General features: G+C 39.4%; 19 protein-coding genes. 7 read left to right on the forward strand and 12 right to left on the reverse strand.

The window, feature by feature from the left end:
* Positions 1 to 229 precede the first annotated feature (229 nt).
* The 5 genes from HYB91_RS09775 to HYB91_RS09795 form a co-directional block, all read right to left on the reverse strand.
* Positions 230 to 1,744 carry a carbohydrate-binding domain-containing protein gene (locus HYB91_RS09775; RefSeq protein WP_002676996.1) on the reverse strand — a complete coding sequence of 505 codons (1,515 nt, stop codon included), beginning with the start codon at positions 1,742 to 1,744 and terminating at the stop codon, positions 230 to 232.
* Between the two features lie 85 nt (positions 1,745 to 1,829).
* Entirely contained in the window at positions 1,830 to 2,606 is a 777-nt protein-coding gene (locus HYB91_RS09780) for an ABC transporter ATP-binding protein (protein WP_002676995.1), read from the reverse strand.
* Positions 2,593 to 3,351, reverse strand: coding sequence for a precorrin-6A reductase (gene cobK / locus HYB91_RS09785; protein WP_002676991.1), 759 nt, complete (start codon positions 3,349 to 3,351; stop codon positions 2,593 to 2,595). Before cobK ends, HYB91_RS09780 begins: the two co-directional genes overlap by 14 nt.
* Positions 3,348 to 4,070, reverse strand: a complete 723-nt coding sequence (gene cobJ, locus HYB91_RS09790; RefSeq protein WP_253719494.1) for a precorrin-3B C(17)-methyltransferase — start codon at positions 4,068 to 4,070, stop codon at positions 3,348 to 3,350. The genes cobK and cobJ overlap by 4 nt, the downstream gene beginning before the upstream one ends.
* Positions 4,071 to 4,096: 26 nt before the next feature.
* On the reverse strand, positions 4,097 to 5,707 hold the full coding sequence (locus HYB91_RS09795) for an ATP-binding protein (RefSeq protein WP_002676987.1): 1,611 nt from the start codon (positions 5,705 to 5,707) through the stop codon (positions 4,097 to 4,099).
* A gap of 125 nt (positions 5,708 to 5,832) precedes the next feature.
* Between HYB91_RS09795 and HYB91_RS09800 the strand changes: the two genes are divergently transcribed.
* The gene (locus tag HYB91_RS09800) at positions 5,833 to 6,768 is read left to right on the forward strand and encodes a radical SAM protein (protein WP_002676986.1); all 936 of its coding nucleotides are present in this window, start codon (positions 5,833 to 5,835) and stop codon (positions 6,766 to 6,768) included.
* Positions 6,769 to 6,804: 36 nt separating this feature from the next.
* Here HYB91_RS09800 and HYB91_RS09805 read toward each other — a convergent pair whose 3' ends face one another.
* The 6 genes from HYB91_RS09805 to HYB91_RS09830 all read right to left on the reverse strand — a co-directional run bounded on the left by HYB91_RS09805 (position 6,805) and on the right by HYB91_RS09830 (position 11,777).
* Positions 6,805 to 8,187, reverse strand: a complete 1,383-nt coding sequence (locus HYB91_RS09805; RefSeq protein WP_002676985.1) for an MATE family efflux transporter — start codon at positions 8,185 to 8,187, stop codon at positions 6,805 to 6,807.
* A gap of 21 nt (positions 8,188 to 8,208) precedes the next feature.
* Positions 8,209 to 9,024, reverse strand: coding sequence for a hypothetical protein (locus tag HYB91_RS09810; protein ID WP_002669863.1), 816 nt, complete (start codon positions 9,022 to 9,024; stop codon positions 8,209 to 8,211).
* A 54-nt stretch (positions 9,025 to 9,078) separates the two neighbouring features.
* The gene (gene cbiG, locus HYB91_RS09815; protein WP_002676983.1) at positions 9,079 to 10,236 is read right to left on the reverse strand and encodes a cobalt-precorrin 5A hydrolase; all 1,158 of its coding nucleotides are present in this window, start codon (positions 10,234 to 10,236) and stop codon (positions 9,079 to 9,081) included.
* Positions 10,233 to 10,982 (reverse strand): precorrin-4 C(11)-methyltransferase, encoded by a 750-nt coding sequence (cobM, locus tag HYB91_RS09820; protein ID WP_002676978.1) that lies wholly within the window; start codon positions 10,980 to 10,982, stop codon positions 10,233 to 10,235. Before cobM ends, cbiG begins: the two co-directional genes overlap by 4 nt.
* A 101-nt stretch (positions 10,983 to 11,083) precedes the next feature.
* Positions 11,084 to 11,473: a HEPN domain-containing protein gene (locus HYB91_RS09825; protein ID WP_002669859.1), complete on the reverse strand. Its 390-nt coding sequence runs from the start codon at positions 11,471 to 11,473 to the stop codon at positions 11,084 to 11,086.
* Complete coding sequence (locus tag HYB91_RS09830; RefSeq protein ID WP_038133843.1) at positions 11,466 to 11,777, reverse strand: nucleotidyltransferase family protein; 312 nt, start codon at positions 11,775 to 11,777, stop codon at positions 11,466 to 11,468. The genes HYB91_RS09825 and HYB91_RS09830 overlap by 8 nt, the downstream gene beginning before the upstream one ends.
* Before the next feature lie 132 nt (positions 11,778 to 11,909).
* Here HYB91_RS09830 and HYB91_RS09835 point away from each other — a divergent pair, with 132 nt between their 5' ends.
* The 4 genes from HYB91_RS09835 to HYB91_RS09850 are packed head-to-tail and all read left to right on the forward strand — an operon-like array spanning position 11,910 to position 14,962.
* Positions 11,910 to 12,665 (forward strand): ParA family protein, encoded by a 756-nt coding sequence (locus HYB91_RS09835; protein WP_002676976.1) that lies wholly within the window; start codon positions 11,910 to 11,912, stop codon positions 12,663 to 12,665.
* A complete protein-coding gene (locus tag HYB91_RS09840; RefSeq protein WP_002676975.1) occupies positions 12,658 to 13,554 on the forward strand; it encodes a ParB/RepB/Spo0J family partition protein in 897 nt (298 codons plus the stop codon). Before HYB91_RS09835 ends, HYB91_RS09840 begins: the two co-directional genes overlap by 8 nt.
* A 23-nt stretch (positions 13,555 to 13,577) precedes the next feature.
* Positions 13,578 to 14,162, forward strand: a complete 585-nt coding sequence (locus HYB91_RS09845; RefSeq protein ID WP_002676974.1) for a hypothetical protein — start codon at positions 13,578 to 13,580, stop codon at positions 14,160 to 14,162.
* Entirely contained in the window at positions 14,162 to 14,962 is an 801-nt protein-coding gene (locus HYB91_RS09850) for a TIGR02757 family protein (RefSeq protein WP_002676973.1), read from the forward strand. Before HYB91_RS09845 ends, HYB91_RS09850 begins: the two co-directional genes overlap by 1 nt.
* On the opposite strand, the gene HYB91_RS09855 is transcribed toward HYB91_RS09850, so the two are convergent.
* Positions 14,938 to 15,855 (reverse strand): nucleotidyltransferase family protein, encoded by a 918-nt coding sequence (locus tag HYB91_RS09855; protein WP_002676972.1) that lies wholly within the window; start codon positions 15,853 to 15,855, stop codon positions 14,938 to 14,940. The genes HYB91_RS09850 and HYB91_RS09855 overlap by 25 nt on opposite strands.
* Before the next feature lie 192 nt (positions 15,856 to 16,047).
* Between HYB91_RS09855 and HYB91_RS09860 the strand changes: the two genes are divergently transcribed.
* Positions 16,048 to 16,983, forward strand: coding sequence for a beta-ketoacyl-ACP synthase III (locus HYB91_RS09860; RefSeq protein WP_002669852.1), 936 nt, complete (start codon positions 16,048 to 16,050; stop codon positions 16,981 to 16,983).
* A 27-nt stretch (positions 16,984 to 17,010) separates the two neighbouring features.
* A complete protein-coding gene (locus HYB91_RS09865) occupies positions 17,011 to 17,982 on the forward strand; it encodes an ACP S-malonyltransferase (RefSeq protein ID WP_002676971.1) in 972 nt (323 codons plus the stop codon).
* The last annotated feature ends 2 nt before the right edge of the window (positions 17,983 to 17,984 follow it).

Consider the following 17,984-nt stretch of genomic DNA (forward strand, 5'->3'; position numbering starts at 1 on the left):
AGATAATATTCCGCAATCATACCTACTATTATATTGCAAAATATAAAAAAATCAAGTCTTTTTGGACTTTTTTAACGGTATAGATACAAAGTGTGCAAAGGAATTTTTAAGAATCTTAATAACGCCGGTTATTCCAACATAAGAATAACCGGCATTAAAAAGTTCAAGGTTGCTTTTTGCCTGACCCATTTTGCGAATCCGGCTTTTCTAAGTAGGTCGAAACCAGACCTTAGCGTCTTTTGTGCATATTATCCCCTACAGAGATCGAATCCATCTTTAGGGTAAGCGTTTGTCCGCCGGCCGTTATTTTATAAGTTTCACCTACTTTTAAACCTTTTGAACTTACAACAATAGACTGAAAATCTTTGTCCTGATTCGTCTTTAATATAACAGCACCTGAACTATCGCTTACTATTACTTCGCCTTTTACGGTCTTTGAAAAATTTGCGATAAAGGAAGCTTGAGTCGATTTATCGGAAAAACCTTGTACCATACCTCGGCTTCCCGATGCGATAAATTCGCCGCCGCTTATTAAGGCCGTTAAATCATAATCAAGGGCTGCATCACCATCCGATACGGGGCCCAATATATTTACCTTTCCGCCTGACACATATACCGAGCCGTTTGAGTCAATCCCATCGGCTTGAGAATTTATGGTTATCTCTCCTCCCGTAATATTAACATAAGTACTTGCAGCAGATTCCGATAAAACGGGCGGGCCTTTTTTTTCGGTTTTCTTTGAAGAATTATCAGTCAAAGCAGTTCCCGACAATTTTGCCTCAATCTCTTCTTTGTCGCTGTATGAAGCATTCAGTCCGTCATCGGATGAAACCACCATAATTTTTCCGCCGTTTATATTGATTGTAAGAGCCTCCATGCCTTCATCGGCTTTTGCAATATTGATATAGCCTCCGTCGATTGTGATATCATTTATTGCATCGAGGGCTTCACTTGCAGCGTTGATGGTAAATTCTCCGTTTTTAATATAAATATTTCCCGATTCTGCATTTTCTTCGTTTTCACTATGAATGCCATCCTTACCGGCTGTCAAAGTAAATTTTCCGTCTGCAATGCTTACATTGTCGCATCCTTTAAGAGCATGTTTTGATGCGGAAACGGTGAAAGAGCCGCCTGTTACACGTAAATCTTTTTTTGAAACAATTCCGCTTCCATACTTGCTTTCAATATTCAGCTCTCCCGTTCCGTTTAGGGTCAAATCCGTTTGCGAAAAAATTGCGGCATTTGTTTTACCGGCATCCGAATCGGCGAATTTTCCGCTTACATTAAGCTTATTTTTACTTCCCTTTGCAAGGGTAATAAGAATTTTTCCGGCTTTTTTTGCATATATTACCGGCATAGAAGAATTCAAAACATCCGCATTATCAAGGATGAGGTGTACTTCATCATTATCGGGGGCATCGATAATGAACTGCCCATCCTCTAATGATCCTGAGATGATGTATTGTCCTCCCGCATTTATTGTTACCGTATTTCCGTTTACGGTCAAACCTTTAGCCGAGATACCCGATAATGCCGACAAGTTTACACGTACAACCTTAGAAGATCCGTATTCCGTTTTAAAATCTTTGTCCGAAAACAGTTTTGAAGTATCCCTCGGGACCGGAGTCTTTAGGTTCACCTCCATCCGCCCAATCGGAAATCTATCTTCCGATCGGCAGTTTAAAAGACTTAATGCCAAAAAAACCGAACATACCGTTTTTACCAATTTTTTGTTAATTTTCATGTTTCTAACCTCCGAAAATTTATTTTTCAACTTACAATTCACTTTTCAACTTACGTTGACTAGAGTTTAATTATACATAAACGCACTACAATCTCCTTTCAGGTATAACAACCGGATAGCCCGCAGCGTTAAAGATTTTAGCTTCAATATTGTAAATGCTCAAAATATTTTGAGGATTCAGTACCTCTTCGGGACTGCCTTGTGCAAAAATTTTACCTTCTTTCATCGCAAAAAGGTAGTTGCCGTAACGGGCTGCTTGATTTAAGTCGTGAAGAACTAAGACTACCGTAACACCCGTTTCCTTGTTTAGGCGGTTTACAAGCTCTAAGAATTCTATTTGATGAGCCAGATCCAAATAGGTGGTCGGCTCATCAAACAAAAGGATGTCCGGCTCTTGGGCAAGGGCCATAGCGATCCAAGCTCTTTGTCGTTCGCCGCCGGACAGTGTTTCCAAGGTTTTGTCCCGCAAGGCAAATGTATTTGTAAGCTTCATAACTTCTTCTATTATCTTTTTATCGGAAGCTTCAAAGCCCTCAAACCATTTTTTATGGGGATAACGGCCGAAGTAAACCAATTCTTCGATGCTCATATCGTCCAGAGTTTTATTTTGCTGTAATAGTATAGAAACTTTTTGGGCGAGTTTTTTGGAATCCATTTTTGAGATGTCTTTTTCTTCGATAAAGATTTTGCCGGAAACGGGTTTTATAATTCCTGCGATGCTTTTTAAAATGGTGGACTTTCCCGAAGCGTTGGGCCCGATTATCGAAACCACTTGCCCTTTTTTTACCCTTAGGTTTAAATTTTGAACAACAGGTTTGTCGCCGTAGGAAAGGCTTAAATCCTCTATCCTAAGCATGTCCATATTTTAAAACCTCTTTTTTAAATTCTTCAAATTCGTTAATGCCCTCTTCTTTTCCTCGCCCGAGAATTAAGGCTTTTATATTTAGAGCTTCACAGGCGGCGAGTTTTTCCCTTGTGCCTCCGGCATCCCCGCTGTCCTTCATCACAATATAGGAGGCTCCGTATTCTTTAAACATAGCTTCATTTAAATTTTGAGAAAAGGGGCCTGTCATGGCAATTATGTCCTGAGTTGCAACTCCTGCATTTTTACATTTTTCGATACTGTCCGCCGTAGGTAAAATTCTATATACAAAGCGGTTTGAGGAGCGGAAGGCTTCAAAGTCCGAAACGGTTTTGGAACCTGTCGTAAAAAAAACCGTAGAAGATTTTAATTCTTTTAAAAATGAGCAAAGGCCTTCCATATCCGCAAAAGTGTAAAAGCTATTTTGCTCTAAGTCCGTTGAAGATTGCGAAGTTCCGCGGGTAAAGCGTAAATATTTTATGTTCAAGTTTTGTGCGGTTTTTTTTGCGTTTTGAGAAACTATTAGGGCATAAGGATGGCTTAAATCGGCAATGAGGCTTATTTTTTCTTCAATACAAAATTGTTCCATTTGAAGAGCATCCATTCTGCCGATTTTAAGTTTATGATTTTTAAAAAAGTCCCGGCTTTCTTCCGTTGCAACGCTCATTATATAGGGCTCATTTTTTGCTTTTAAAAAATCTGCAAGGCTTCCGGCTTCGGTGGTTCCGCCTATAATCCAGATCATTTAATCTTATATCCTCGCGGAGTAATTATTTTTCCGTTTTTAATGTAGGTGTTGCTGTTGCCTATTATTATTAGGCTGAACATGTCGATTTCATCGTAATTTATTTTTTGAAGCTCGGTAACGGTAATTTTTTCGTTATTACGGCAGGCATTTTTTACTATGCCTACAGGTGTTTCGGGAGCCCTGAATTTTAAGATTATATTTACGGCTTCTTCGATATAATCGGAACGAGTTTTGGATTTTGGATTGTAGAGGGCAATTACAAAGTCGCCCTCCGCCGCTAAGCCGACTCTTTTTTTTATAACCTCGTAATCGGTGAGCCTGTCGGAAAGGCTGATAAGAGCCGTATCGTGCATTAAGGGAGCACCCAGCCTTGAAGCTGCAGCAAAGGCGGCGGAAATACCCGAAATTATTTCGACATTTAAATCGGGAGCAAGCTCCAAGATGGGGCCTGCCATTCCGTAAAGGCCGGCATCTCCGGTGCTTATAATGCTTACAGTTTTTCCTTCTTTTACCTTTGAAACTGCATACTTACATCTTTCAATTTCGCCGGTCATTCCCGTTTGAAAAATCTCTTTGCCTTCGATAAAGGGTTTTATATATTCAATGTAGCCTGAATAGCCTACGATTATTTCGGATTGCTTTAAGGCCTCGGCCGCCTGAGCCGACATATATTCCGCCCCGCCGGGGCCTATACCTACAACAAATAGTTTACTCAATTTTATTTCCTCGCTTGTAACTCATTTTATAAAAGAGTTTCGGTTTTCCAGTCTTTTATGGTACGTTCTTTTTCATCAAAGGATGAACCTATTAGCACAATCTTTTTACCGCTTGATTTAAAAGGAGCTGTATAGCCTTTTTCTTTTATCTGTGCTACCGCATCTGCCGAGCTTCCGTTTCCGTCAAGTTTAAATTCGAAGATATAAACCGTATCTTTTGTATGAACAAGACAGTCAGCTCTTCCGGTTGCACAGTGTATCTCTGTTTCAACAAATTGCCCCATCAGCTTAAAAATCAAATAAACGGCAGTCTGATAGTTTTGCTCTCTAAGCTTTAACTTTTCTTTGGGAAGATTATCGTAAGGAATACCGGCAATTATGGACTTCATTCTTTCCATAAAGCCGTCCACATTTCCTGCCTTTACATCTTCAACAAAACGCCAAACGGAAGAAGCTGTTTGATCTGTACGCAAAGATGTGTAACCCGGCAAAAGGTTTTTAAGAAAACCGTAACGGACTTCATCATTAGGAAAGCCTAATCTGTAAAGGGCCGCTTCTCTTATATATTCTTTAATTGTTAAATATCCTGCTTGAAATAAAATCGGAAGAGGATTTTTTGTGTCGGCTCGGTAATCGGCTAGACCGGCTTCATCAAGCTCAACATTTCCGTCTAGGTCGGGAATATTATAGTGAACATCTTTTAGGTAGTTTACCAAGAAGGTCGGAGTGCCCGTAGCAAACCAATAGCTGCCGGCATTGTTTGCCGAAAAAACATTTAAAACACTGAATGGGTTATAGACGCTTTCTCCTACACCGGCAAACAAGTAGCCGTCATATCGTTTCTTTAAAAGTTCTACACAAGATTCATAGTTTATCTTTTCTTTTTCTGCTAAAGCCTCAATTTCTGGCTTAAAAGTAAAGTGCAGTTCTTTTTCGGTAATACCGCAAATTGAAGAGAAAGATTCGTGTAGACTTATATCCTGCAAATTATTTAAATCGCTAAAAATACTTATCTTACTGAATTTTGTTACGCCCGTTAAAAACGAAAAGCGGATATATTGGTCGCAAGTTTTTAGAACCGAATAAAAAGATTTAAGAGTGCTGCGGAATTCTTCGTTTAGGGTTTCATTTACATACATTGTCTGTAAGAGGGGTTTATCATACTCGTCTACAAGGATAACTACCTGTTTGCCGGTCTTTTCATAAGCAGCCTTTATCAAATTTTGAAAGCGGTCGGGCAGGTCAAGTCCCGTACTTTCATATATTTTTTCATATTCCTGCAAAAAGGAATTTAGTCTATTTAAAAGACCTTCCTTTGTATCGTAAATGCCTGTGTTAAAATCCAAATAAAGGACAGGGTATTCAGTCCAAGGCTCCGAGCCTTCCGACCCGGCCCTTTCTTCTTCCGCCTTTTCAATATATAGGCCTTTAAAAAGGTCTCTCTTTCCCAAAAAATAGGCTGCAAGTGTAGAAAGGAAAAGGCTTTTTCCAAAACGGCGCGGACGGCTTAAAAAATAGGGGGACGAGGTTAAAATCAGTCTAAAAAGATGCTCCGTTTTATCAACATAAAGATATTTATCTGTTCTAAGTTTTTCAAAACTTTGAATGCCGATAGGCAGCTTTCTGTAAAGATTCATTATGAGCCTCCTTAGCCTTTGTTTTTTATAATTATATAACAAAAACCCCTTATGTACAAGCCGAGATAAAATTGCTATCTTGAAAGTATGCTATTTTGAATGTATAATATACAAGAGGGTAATTTATGGAATATGAAGGTAGAATTTGCAGGCCTCCTATGGAGCGTTCTTCTTTTATGCTTCCCGTAATAGTAGGCTGCTCATATAATAAGTGTAAGTTTTGTAATTTATTCCGCAACATAAAATATAGAGACTTATCTCTTTCAGAAATCGAAGAGGAGCTTATACGCGTAAAAAATTTAAACGGGAACCTTTCAAAAATTTTTTTAGGAGACGGAAGTGCCTTCAATTTAAAAACGGAACATCTTTTAAAAATATTGAATTTAATCCATAAGTATTTTCCCGATTGTAATTGCATAAACATGGATGCGACAATCACAGGCATTTTACAAAAAACCGATACCGAGTTGGAAACCCTATATACACAGGGCATTAGAACTCTTTATATAGGAGTAGAAAGCGGCTTGGACGATGTTCTTTTATTTATGAATAAGGATCACACAAGGGCTGAGGCCGAAAGGGCCGTATCTAAAATACAAAAGCACGGCTATTCTTTCGGAGCCCACATTATGACGGGTATCGCCGGAAAAGGCAGAAGCATTGAAAATGCAGAAGCAACGGCAGAATTTTTAAACAAGACAAAACCAATCCGCGTCATAAATTTTTCAATGTTTCTCCACAAAGAAGTTCCGCTTTATAAAGATATAAAGGCGGGAAAATATGAGGCTGCCAGCGAGATGGAAAACCTTAAAGAAGAAAAAAGATTGATCGAGCTTTTAGGTAATGAGGATAAGCCTATTTTTTATGACGGCTTCCACGATTATCTGGAGTTTAGGGTAAGAGGAACTCTTCCAAAAGACAGGGAGAAGATGCTTAAAAGTATTCAAAACAAAATCGAAAACTATAAACCTATACAAAACGATTATGCTTTTGTAAACGGAGAATGTACTCCTTCCCTCGAAAAAGCTGACGGCTCAGGCAAAATCTGGAAAACTGCCTAGACGGAACTTTTAACAAAGCTCCTAATTTCCCAATCCTTAATCCGTAACGGAGCGGAGCCATTTACCCGACCTGATACGCCAAAGCCCCAGAAGAGCCTTAAAAGGTTCTTCGCTAAAAAGGCAAATATAAATTCCCCATGCCGGAATAGAGGTGTAAACCGACAAAGAATATGCCAGAGGAATGGAAACACACCACATAACTGCCGTGTCGCAGATTATACCGAAACGGGTATCGCCTCCTGCCCTTATTATGCCCACAAGCATACACATGTTAAACGCTTTTAAGGGATAACAGCAGGCTAAAATTATAAAAAGCTTCATAACGGTCTGCAAAACAACTGTTTCTACATTGAAAAAAATAGGAGTCAAGTACGAAATAGGAATTAGCATAGCACCGACAAAAACGGCAACAAAGGGCACAAAGATTGAAACCTTTGCCGCATAAGTTTTTGCCTCATCGTAATTTCTCTCTCCGATTTTTTTTCCTATTAAGACGCTGACTCCGTTTCCGAAGCCTATAAAAATAACCCATGTCAGCATCGAAACCGTGTTTGTAATATTGTAGGCGGCATAGGCAAAGGTGCCGATTCCTGCAAATATCTTATGATGAAAGGTAATACCTAAAGACCACAAAGATTCGTTTATTAAAACCGGCATAACTATCGCAAAGTATTGTCTTATAAATTTAAAATCAAAGTCAAAATGATTTTTGAGTTTTCCGAGTATGGGATATTTCTTTTTCTTTGTTACGGAAAAAAGAATGATAAGCTCGGCGACTCTGGAAGCCACTGTTGCAATAGCTGCCCCCTTAACTCCGAGTGCGGGGAAGCCCAACAAACCGAAAATCAAAATAGCATTCAGTATAAGGTTTACAAAAAGTGAAACGAGCGTTGCACCAACCGCTACCCTTACCTTTTCTATAGAACGGAGGGTAATCATAAAAATAAAGTTTACCGCAAAGGGCAAAAAGCAAAATGCCGAAACGCTGAGGTAGTCTACCCCCTTTTCGATTACGGCCGCATCTTTTGAATAGAGGGATAAAATTTCTTTCGGAAAAATAGTGCAGGCCAGTGTAAAGAGGGTACTGAAAAAAACGGCAACGATGAGAGAAACGGAAAAGGTTTTTTGTAAACCCTTAAAATCTTTTTTGCCCCAAAATTGAGCGGTAAAGACCATGCCGCCCGACCCTATGCCGTACAAAATCAAGTTCAATAAAAAAAACAACTGATTGCCAAGTCCCACAGCTGCAAGTTCAATAGTGCCTAAACGGCCTATCATTATTGTGTCTAAAATATTTACAAAGGAGCTTATAAAATTTTGCAATATTATAGGCACGGCAATTATAAATAAGTTTTTTAAAAAAGATTTATCCGAAAATACCGATTTTAAATTTACAACCGGTTTTGAATTTACAGTCATGAGTTTCCAAGCTCCTCCCTATTAAAAATCTAAAATTTCATTTCGATGCTTTATTCCTAAAAGAGATAAATTCTTTTCAAGGCTGATACTTTTATCATAATTATCTTTTAGATCAATCAAAAATCTGTTCATCGAAAAGTGCTGATAAAGATAAATTGGCGGTTCTTTTTTATCCGCATATAAATTCTTCATCTCATTTGCATAGGCATAAAATAAGCCGCCTGGCTTAAGCTCGCTGTAGCCCACAAGCCAAATTGGGCAGCCCAGTTTTTTTTGAAGCTCAGCCGTTTTTTGGGCCGTAAAGATTTGAGACTCTTCATAGAATTTTTTAAAAGAACCGTCCGCATCTTTTTTTAAAATATAATCCAGCTGCTTTGTCTTTGCCGTATGAATGGGCGTTTTGTTTAGGATGATAACATTTTTTCTAAAATCGATTCCGAACGAGGGATTTTTTTTAAAGAAGTTATCCGCAATCTTTCCTGCAAGGCCCACAAGATATTTTTGATTTTTATGCAGCTGCTCATTTTTCCCCGGATTATCGCCTATAACGATGAGCTTAATTTCATCATTTTGGTTAATCGAATCCCAAGAGTGATTATACACAATCGGAGTTTCTACAGGATATGGAGGCGTTTTACCCGCTAAAGCCGCTTCTTCTTGAAGCACGGTCAAGCCTTCCTTAAAAAATGAAGCATTCTCTTTTTTAAAAGATTGTGCGGCACAGTTTTCTAAAGAAGGTTCCTTATATTTATATCCTAAAATATCAAGGTAATGCATACATTCGTTTTTATACTCGCTTTTAAATTTACAAAAAGCATTCCATTTATCTTTTTCCATCGGCAGGATATTCTATCAGATTATCTATATTTTTGAAAAGAGCCGTCTTATTCTTTATTCTTCCGCAACCGAAACGGTTACGCCCTCGTGTTTAAACTTATCTAAAATTATTTTGCCGCCGAGCAGGAAGGCGGAAGGGGCTGAAACATTATAAACTCCGACTGTCTTTTTTACAAACTCGGACTTTTCAAAATCGTCTTCTATTTTTTCTATTTGACTTTTAGAAAAAAAGACGGAACTTATTTTTAATTCTTTTGCAAATTCAAGCAAGCCTTTTTCGTTTTGTTTTAAGTCTATCGAAGCTATCGCTTTAACGGCTATTAAATCCTTGTTTATTGAATCGAGGGCTTTTTTTACAGCCTCGGCAACGGTTTCTTTATCTACTCCTTTTTTTAAGCCTATCCCTAAATTTAAATTTTTAGGCACCAAGTGCACGATGGGCAAAGGCCGGCTTAAAGCCGATACGGTTTCTCTTTTTTTATTTGAAACGATGATAAGACCTTCGAGTTTTTTTTCTTCGGTTAAAGCCTTTAAATGAGAATTAAAATCTTTTTCGTGTAAAATAAAAAGATGAGGATAATTTATCGGCGGAGCCTTATCTTCGGAATCAACAACCCCGACGCAAGCGTCGGGGTATGTTGTTCTCATAAGGTGGTTGCAGTCGGCTTTAATACCCTTTGTTACAACGCAGGGCGTCGGGGTATTAAACCCTCCGCACGAATAAAAGCCTATAGCTTTTCCGTCTACCATGAGGGAGGTAATTACCTTTGCATCTTCCATAGATAAAATAGCATAATTGTTTTTTTGAGCAAACAAGTCGACGGCTTCTATGTTTCGGCCGTCGGAAGCCGTTGTAATTACACTCACTGCCCCAAGAGCCTTTGCAATTCTTTCGGTGAGAGCATTGGCTCCTCCTAAATGTCCCGACAAAAGCGAAATTACAAAACGCCCCAAATCATCGATTACAAGAACCGCAGGGTCTTGGGTTTTATCCTTTATGTAATCCTTTATCATGCGGACGGCAATACCGGTAGAAGAAATAAAAATAAGGGCATCCCGATTTTTAAAATCATCGGGAATAAGGGAGCGGATTCCTCCGGCTGTTTTTGCATTATAAAAATGCTCGATTATAAAATCATCTTCCAAGCCTGATAATTTCTCGCCCAATAAATTTCCTTTTTCGGTAAAGGAATAAACTGCTATCTTTTTCATTTTTCCGCTTTTCTAAATTCGTGAGAAAATTCGGGATTGTAAAGCTGAGACCTTTTATAATCACCCGCAATAAAATTCCCTACCAAGATTTGGGCGGTTTTGTTTATACCGGCCTTCTTCACTTTTTGAGCAATATCGCCGAGGGTGCCTATTATTATTTCTTGATCTTCCCAAGTTGCCTTGTAAATTACCGCAGCAGGAGTAGCTTCATCCTTATAGCCTTTAAGAAGTTCTGCAACTACATTTTCTATATTTTGCACCGACAAAAAAATCGCCATCGAGGCTTTGTGTTCGGCAAGAGCCGCCAGCTTTTCCTCCTGAGGAACAGGGGTGCGGCCTTCCATGCGGGTTAAGATAATTGTCTGGCTTACATCGGGAAGGGTGAACTCTTTTTTGATTGCCGCCGCCGCCGCCGTACAAGAGCTCACGCCCGGGATAACCTCATAGTCGATCCTGAGTTTATCAAGCTCATCCATCTGTTCCCTGACAGCCCCATAGATTGAAGGGTCGCCGGTGTGAAGCCTCACAATCTGCGCATTGCGGTTTTCCTCCATAATCTTGATAACTTCTTCAAGAGTCATTGAAGCCGAATTATAAGTTTTACAGTTGGGCTTTGCAAACGTGAGATGCTCCGCTGAAACCAAAGAGCCTGCATAAATAATTATATCGGCTTTTTCAATCAGCTTACGCCCTTTTATCGTAATTAAATCCGGATCCCCCGGACCTGCCCCTACAAAATAAACCATACTATTCCTTTTTTGTTTTTATAAGAATTATTCTACTATTCTTTAAAGGGCTGTGTCAAGGTTATGTAATTTTTTATAAGAGAATTTCTAAAACTCGATTTTTAGAGGGCATCAACAGCACCTTCTACCCATTTCTTTAATCTGTATGCCGAATCTATAGCATATTTTGTATCATTATCGTCTACATAAACCTCTTGCGGATATCGGCTTCTAACACTATAAGGATTGAGAATTGCACATATTTTCAAAATATCAATCGGAACATCGATGCTGTTTTTTATCAATTTCGCCAGTACAAGTAAATCATGTGTCTTTTGAATTTCTTCATTTAGCCCTATAAGCAAACCTTTTAAAAATTTTTCTGAAGCTTGCTGACAATGATAACAGATAATAGTTAAAGGCCTGGGATGCATATTTTCATATAGATGTTTTGCACAAGCAAAATCCATGTTTGCAAAATCAAACCATTCTTTGACTGCTTCATCATTCATAAATAACAACTCCATCCTGTGCAACAACTCTTTCAAGTGTGGGCATTTTACTTCTTTTTTCAAATACCGCAGCAGTATTAACAACAATATCAACAGGCTTTGTATCCATATCTATCAGAGATAAATAGGCTTTCTGCGCCGAATGTAATACATTCTTAGTATCATCAGGCATTATAAGATAAAAATCGTAATCACTGTCTTCAGTAAAAGAGTCTTTAGCATATGATCCGAATAATATTATTTTTTGAGGTTTAACAGCTTCTAAAAATCTATCTCGAATTTCAAAGATTTCCTTATTTATCATAATACTTCCCCATTTAGATGATTCTAACATAATATTATAAAATTTTCAATTCATTTTCTTCTAATACCTAAAAAAACGTTAAGCTTAAAAACCCCTTACATAAATATTAAAAATCATGTATAATGAAGCATTATGGGAAAAACATTTGTTTTTGTAAACCAAAAGGGCGGGGTCGGGAAGACGACTTCCGTAATTAATTTGGGTGCTTACATTGCACTGGCAGGAAAAAAGACTCTTCTAATAGATTTTGACCCTCAAGGGAATATGTCTTCCGGCGTCGGCATTCAAAAAAAGAGGCCGACCATTTATGATGCCCTTGCCCAAAAGACCTCAATAAAAAATACCATCTACCCTACTACGGTAAAAAATTTATCGGCAATCCCTGCTTCAATAGATCTTTCAGGTGCAACTGTAGAGCTTGTAGAAGAAGCCGACAGGGAATTCTATCTTAAAAATATTATCGAAAGCATAAAAAACGAGTACGACTATATTTTAATCGACTGTCCTCCGTCTTTGGGTATCTTAACTTTAAACGGGCTCACGGCAGCCGATCAAGTGTACATACCGCTCCAATGCGAATATTTTGCCCTTGAAGGCTTAACCCTCCTTTTGCAGACAGTTCAAAGGGTACAGCAAAGTCTCAATCCTTCCCTTGAAATAGGCGGAATATTTTTTACCATGTTTGATTCAAGAACCAATCTTGCTCAAGAGGTTGTACAGCAGGTATCATCATATTTTAAAGACAAGGTTTTTTCGACTATTATTCCGCGGAATGTAAGATTATCCGAAGCCCCCTCACATGGAATTCCGATTTGCAATTATGATGCAAAATGTACGGGAGCAAGGAGTTACGAAAAACTTGCAGATGAGGTACTGAACCGTGGCTAAAAAATCGGCATTAGGAAGGGGCCTCAATGCCCTCTTGGAAGAACAACCGGCAAATCATGTAATTCAGGAATCGCTTAATATTTCCGAAGACTCAATTATCAATATTGACCCTAAACTGCTGCAACCGAATCCGTATCAGCCTCGAAAAACCTTTGATGAAGAAAAAATAAACGAGCTTGCAGAATCAATAAAAGAACACGGAATAATTCAGCCGATTGTGGCCGAAAAACATGAGGACAAGGGTTATTTTATAATAGCCGGAGAAAGGCGCACAAGAGCCGCCATCAGCTTAGGTTTGGAAACGGTTCCGGTAATCCTACGCAGCTTTGAAGAAAAAAAGAAACTGGAAGTAGCTCTTATCGAAAACATTCAGAGGGAAGACCTAAACGCAATCGATGAGGCCCTTGCCTACCAAGAAATTATGGAACTGGCAGCCATAAACCAAGAAGAACTTGCAAAGAGGGTCGGCAAAAGCAGGTCGGCAATTACAAACAGTTTAAGAATATTAAAGCTGCCGGAAGAAATGAAAGATGCTTTGCGGGTAAATAAAATAACGGCTGGTCATGCACGTTCTCTACTATCCATAGTAAATCCTGCCGATCAAAAAATTCTTTTTTCGAGAATTTTAGAATCGGAACTATCGGTACGCGAAGCCGAGTCAATGGCAGCCGATCTTAATTCTGGAATCGGACGCATAACAAAAAAACAAAAAAAAGAAACGCAATCGCTTTCTACCGATGATTTTGAATTAAGAGATATTGAACAGCAGTTTATAAACTCATTAGGGACAAAGGTTCAAATAAAGGGAAACTTAAAAAAAGGAGTTGTCGAAATATCATACTTTTCAAAAGATGATTTGGACATGCTATATAAAAAAATAAACTCGTAAAACCGAGGAACTTGGAGGATGATATGGCAAAAAAAGCAAGCGAAACAAAAACTACAAAAAAGGCTAAGACCCCGGCAAAAACCGCTGCAAAGAAAACGGCAAAGGCTCCGGCTAAAAAAACTATTTCCGCCTATAAACAATCGGCAGCCGAAAAAAAACTAGTTACCGAATTAGCGGAACTCACAAAGCAAATGGATGCTGAAGGCCTCTTGTTTTTAATAGAACAGGCTCGTGTTCACTTATATAATATGCAGGTGGAAGCTCTTGAAGAAGACCTGCAGGAAATACAAGAAAAAAGAGCAAAAACCGGCAGCGTAAAAAAAACGCAGCCTAAAAAAGATTTTAGGATTGAAAGAGCAAGCGACGGTTCCGTTTACCACATAATAAGCGGCGGAAAATGGAAGCTGATAAATGCGGATGAACTCTTCAGTATTTTAAAAATCGTAAATGCAAAACTGGATGAGAATGAAATAAGACTCAACCTTATTCACTGGTTCTTCAAAGAGAGAGGAGATTTTGTAGGCGATTTAGGACTTGCCGACACCCACGATCCCCGCTGGCTGGAACTTATAAAACTTTTAAAAACAAATTTTAAGATAAAGATATAATGAGCTCTCAATTTAAAGACCTAAAAAAAACTCTTGACAAGCTGGTAGTAAAATACGAAAAGCCGGCCTTTATACCTGCCGATCCTATAAGTATTCCGCACCGTTTTTCTAAAAAAGAGGATATAGAAATTGCAGGCTTTTTTGTTTCTATTTTTGCATGGGGAAATAGAACCGCCATCTTAAAAAGTGCGGATAAACTGATGGCTCTCTTACAAAATCAGCCTCACGCATTTTTAACTCAAAGCACATCGGCTCAACTAAAAATAATAAACACTTTTTATCACCGCACCCTAAACGGAGGAGACAGCCTCGCCATAGCAAAGGCTATAAGACGCATTTATTTATCGGGCTCAAATTTTGAAGAATTATTTAAATCTAAAAATCAAGATGAGCCTTTGATAAGCAGGATGAGCCGATTTAGAAAAGAATTTATCAAAAACATGGATCCGCATAATACAAAGCATATAGCCGATATGGAAGGCGGTTCTGCAGCAAAAAGACTGAACATGTTTTTACGCTGGATGGTAAGGTCTAAGGATAAGGGGGTCGATTTCGGTTTATGGAAAAGCGTTAAACCGTCTGAGCTCTATCTCCCTTTGGATGTTCACTGTGCCCGAAGAGGAAGAGCTCTAGGCCTTTTAACCCGCAAACAAAATGACCGCAAAGCCGTAGAAGAAATAACGGAACGCCTTAAAGAATTTTGTCCCGAAGATCCTACAAAATACGACTTTGCTCTTTTTGCCCCCGAAGTCGAAAAAGCCTTAACAGAAAGAAATTACCTCCACAGGAATTCGGGATAGTAGCCTTCTTTTACCTTATTTTCAAGCTCTTTTTTTACAATTTCTCTGTCATCGGGATAGGTCATTCCGAACCATCTTTCGGTGGTAGTATAAACCTTAACCTTACCTAAGCCCTTTTTCATCATTGCTCCTACACCTTCAGGCAAAAGACATTCGGCTTTTTCGCTTTCTGCATATTTATGGATAAAGTCTTTAAAATACTCATTCATAAAATCGAAAATTTTAGGAGAGAAGCCGAATAGGTTCATCGAGACGGTTTCCTTACCTGAAAATTCAACTTCCTTTCCCTCATGCTCGGAAACAATCTTTTCGACTGAACCTTCTTTTTTGTACGCAATATCCTTATGCTCGGTTATTCCGATAAGGTAACCGTTTCCTACTTGGCAGACCCCCCTTGAAACGGAACCGGAGCGGCTCAAGGTTTTATCCAAGATATAACCGACCATAGCGTGTTCCGTAGAATCATTTGACAGGGTTGAAAGATGGGTTGCTATCGTTTTATAAGCCGAGCGGCCGTAGTAGTCATCGGCATTTATAACCGCAAAAGGCTCATTTATCTTTAACTCCGCAGACAAAATAGCATGAGCAGTTCCCCAAGGTTTTTTCCGATTAACGGCCCTTTTTATTTGCTCATCGGTTAAAAACCCGTCCATAGATTGGAATACATAATCGGCATTGCAATTCCGTGCAATCCTATTAAAAAAGCGCTCTCTAAAATCGTTTTCAATATCTTCCCTAATTATAAAGACAACCTTTCCAAAGCCGTTATTCATCGCGTCATAAACGGCATAGTCTAATAAGGTTTCATCATGCCTTCCGACAGCAGCTATTTGTTTTACTCCTCCATATCGGCTGCCCATCCCGGCAGCTAGAACTAAAAGAGTTGGTTTCATAAATACACCTCCCATAAAAACTTTTTACAGCAAATATAAATTTGCGAAAAAAGTTAGGTTAAAATCCAACCTGTCCCATAATATCATATAATTAAAATAAATAAAAGATATTTCCAAATTTTCCCCAACAGTTGACATTACTATCAAAAAAATACTAAAATGCTTCTCATAAAATTATAAAGCGAGAAAACTATGGCTATTATAATAAAAACAACGGGGAAGGCTATCCCCAAAAAAATAATGCACAACAGCGATTTTCCCGCTTCTTTAGATACTTCGGATGAATGGATCAGAAGCCACACAGGGATAGGAAGCCGCTATATAGCTTCCCAAGAAGATACAAGTGCATCCCTCGGTGCCGAGGCCTGTAAGCAGGTCTTGGCAAATGAAAATCTAAATCCTCAGGATATAGACTTAATTATCTGTGCTACCGCCACGGCAGAATACCAAGGCTTTCCGTCGAATGCCTGTCTTATCCAAAAAGAACTGGGTGCAAAAAATGCGGCATGTTTTGACCTGTCGGCAGCGTGTTCAGGCTTTTTATACGCAATAGATACGGCAGCAGCCCTCATGGAAAGGCACGGCCGTCGTTATGCCCTTGTCTGCGGCACCGAAGTTTTAAGCAAAATAATCGATTGGCAAGACCGTTCTACCTGCGTACTATTTGGAGACGGAGCCGGGGCAGCCCTCCTTGAAAACACCTTTGATAATTCAAAGAGAGGCATAGGCTCGGTAATTTTAGGTTCTGACGGAACAGGCTATGAAGCTCTTTATATGGGAGATTATCTAAAAATGAACGGAAGAACCGTCTACAATTTTGCAGTCGGCGTTATAACCGAAACCGTAAAAAGTCTTCTTCAAAAAGAAAACATCAATATGGAAGATGTAGACTTAGTTGTATGCCACCAAGCCAACAAGCGTATTTTAGAAGCCGCCGCAAAAAGGCTTAACACCGATATGAGCAAATTCGCATGTAATATGGAAAACTATGGAAACACTTCGGCCGCCTCCATTCCGATAACCCTCGATGATTTGAGGCTTCAAGGAAAATTGACTGAAGGAACAACAATAATTACGGCAGGCTTTGGGGCCGGGCTCACTTGGGGCGGTGCCGTAATAAGGTTCTAGAATAAATATGGTAAAGAGAGGATTATGATGAACAGTATATTTTTATTTTCGGGGCAGGGAGCCCAATTTAAGGGAATGGCTCAAGATATTGTTGACGAATACGGAGCCGCAAAGGACCTAATAAAAAAAATCGGCGATATAACCGGAGAGGATATTGATGCCCTTTTACGGAACACCGAAAACGAAGAGCTTTCAAGAAGCGATAAGAGCCAGTTGGCTATAATTGCGGTTGAGACGGCTATTCTTGCCGTTTTAAAAGAAAAAGGAATCAGCCCTAAGGCTATTGCAGGTTTCAGTCTGGGCGAGTTTTCAGCTCTCTATGCTTCCGGTATTTTAAGCTTTGAAGATATGATTCGCATCGTACAAAAACGAGGGGCTATTATGCAGGCAGCCTGCGATAAGATTGCAGCAAAGGCAACAGAGGGCTCCGGTGCCCTAGGCATGTCGGCTATTTTAAAACTTGAGCCCGAAAAAGTTCTGGAGCTATTAAAGCCCTATTCCGACCCCAAAAGCGGCATAGTATTTGCTGCCAATATGAATAGTCCCGTTCAAACCGTTATTTCGGGAACGGCGGAGGGCTTAAGCCTTGCAGAAGACTTGTGCAAGGAAGCCGGAGCAAAAAGATGCGTCCGCCTTGCGGTTGCGGGCCCCTTCCACTCACCCCTAATGGAAGAAGCGGCAAAAGAATTTGAAGAAGTCTTAAAAAGTTTTGACTTTAAAGCCCCTCAAATCCCTGTATTTTCAAACGTTACGGGCAAGCAAGTAAAATCGGGAGAAGAAGCAAAAGCAAACGCAGTCCTTCACCTTACCCATCCCGTCCTATGGACGAGCGAAGAAAGGGAAATCGCTTCTTTAAGCGGAAGCTTAAAACCCTGCCGTCTCTTAGAAGTAGGCCCGGGAAACACCCTGTGCAATCTTTGGAGAGACAGCGGTTTTGCATCGGATGAACTCGCATGTTCACCGACAGGAACTTTGGAACAGCTAAATAAGATTATATAATA

The organism is Treponema sp. B152, from assembly GCF_024181665.1.
In the GTDB taxonomy this organism is placed as follows: domain Bacteria; phylum Spirochaetota; class Spirochaetia; order Treponematales; family Treponemataceae; genus Treponema_B; species Treponema_B denticola.

Bases quoted from the DNA above. Each gene is read 5' to 3' on its own strand.
- cobK (WP_002676991.1), bottom strand. From the start codon at position 3,351: ATGATCTGGATTATAGGCGGAACCACCGAAGCCGGAAGCCTTGCAGAT.
- HYB91_RS09835 (WP_002676976.1), top strand. From the start codon at position 11,910: ATGGGAAAAACATTTGTTTTTGTAAACCAAAAGGGCGGGGTCGGGAAG.
- HYB91_RS09825 (WP_002669859.1), bottom strand. From the start codon at position 11,473: ATGAATGATGAAGCAGTCAAAGAATGGTTTGATTTTGCAAACATGGAT.
- HYB91_RS09865 (WP_002676971.1), top strand. From the start codon at position 17,011: ATGAACAGTATATTTTTATTTTCGGGGCAGGGAGCCCAATTTAAGGGA.
- HYB91_RS09845 (WP_002676974.1), top strand. From the start codon at position 13,578: ATGGCAAAAAAAGCAAGCGAAACAAAAACTACAAAAAAGGCTAAGACC.
- HYB91_RS09850 (WP_002676973.1), top strand. From the start codon at position 14,162: ATGAGCTCTCAATTTAAAGACCTAAAAAAAACTCTTGACAAGCTGGTA.
- cbiG (WP_002676983.1), bottom strand. From the start codon at position 10,236: ATGAAAAAGATAGCAGTTTATTCCTTTACCGAAAAAGGAAATTTATTG.
- HYB91_RS09795 (WP_002676987.1), bottom strand. From the start codon at position 5,707: ATGAATCTTTACAGAAAGCTGCCTATCGGCATTCAAAGTTTTGAAAAA.
- HYB91_RS09800 (WP_002676986.1), top strand. From the start codon at position 5,833: ATGGAATATGAAGGTAGAATTTGCAGGCCTCCTATGGAGCGTTCTTCT.
- HYB91_RS09860 (WP_002669852.1), top strand. From the start codon at position 16,048: ATGGCTATTATAATAAAAACAACGGGGAAGGCTATCCCCAAAAAAATA.
- HYB91_RS09810 (WP_002669863.1), bottom strand. From the start codon at position 9,024: ATGGAAAAAGATAAATGGAATGCTTTTTGTAAATTTAAAAGCGAGTAT.
- HYB91_RS09805 (WP_002676985.1), bottom strand. From the start codon at position 8,187: ATGACTGTAAATTCAAAACCGGTTGTAAATTTAAAATCGGTATTTTCG.
- HYB91_RS09830 (WP_038133843.1), bottom strand. From the start codon at position 11,777: ATGATAAATAAGGAAATCTTTGAAATTCGAGATAGATTTTTAGAAGCT.
- HYB91_RS09780 (WP_002676995.1), bottom strand. From the start codon at position 2,606: ATGGACATGCTTAGGATAGAGGATTTAAGCCTTTCCTACGGCGACAAA.
- cobM (WP_002676978.1), bottom strand. From the start codon at position 10,982: ATGGTTTATTTTGTAGGGGCAGGTCCGGGGGATCCGGATTTAATTACG.
- HYB91_RS09775 (WP_002676996.1), bottom strand. From the start codon at position 1,744: ATGAAAATTAACAAAAAATTGGTAAAAACGGTATGTTCGGTTTTTTTG.
- HYB91_RS09855 (WP_002676972.1), bottom strand. From the start codon at position 15,855: ATGAAACCAACTCTTTTAGTTCTAGCTGCCGGGATGGGCAGCCGATAT.